Below are 466 nucleotides of genomic sequence, written 5' to 3' on the forward strand. Positions count from 1 at the left end.
TGTCGGGGTGGTGGGCGAGTTGTATGTCGCCGGCGGCGGATTGGCCACCGGCTACGTGGGCCGCCCCGGGCTGTCGGCAACAAGATTCGTGGCCTGCCCGTACGGGGCCCCCGGCGCGCGCATGTATCGCACCGGCGACCTCGTCCGCTGGGGCGCCGACGGCCAGTTGCAGTACATCGGCCGCGCCGACGAACAGGTCAAGATCCGCGGCTACCGCATCGAACTCGGCGAAATCCAGGCCGCGCTCGCCTCGCTGAGCGGCGTCGAGCACGCCGCCGTGATCGCCCGCGAGGACCGCCCCGGCGACAAGCGCCTCGTCGGCTACGTAACCGGCACCGCCGACCCGGCCGAGGCGCGGGCCCAACTCAGCGAGCGGTTGCCCGGCTACATGGTGCCCTCGGCGGTAGTCGTGCTCGACGCGCTGCCTTTGACGGTCAACGGCAAGCTCGACACCCGCGCCCTGCCG

The 466-nt window shown here is 72.3% G+C and carries 1 protein-coding gene; it reads left to right on the forward strand.

Translation table 11 applies throughout. The features are described from left to right. A partial coding sequence (locus JF781_RS28210) for an AMP-binding protein (protein ID WP_225341384.1) occupies window positions 1-466 on the forward strand: 466 nt, incomplete at both ends.

The sequence above is a fragment of the Mycobacterium sp. WUMAC-067 genome (assembly GCF_020217485.1).
Lineage (GTDB): Bacteria > Actinomycetota > Actinomycetes > Mycobacteriales > Mycobacteriaceae > Mycobacterium.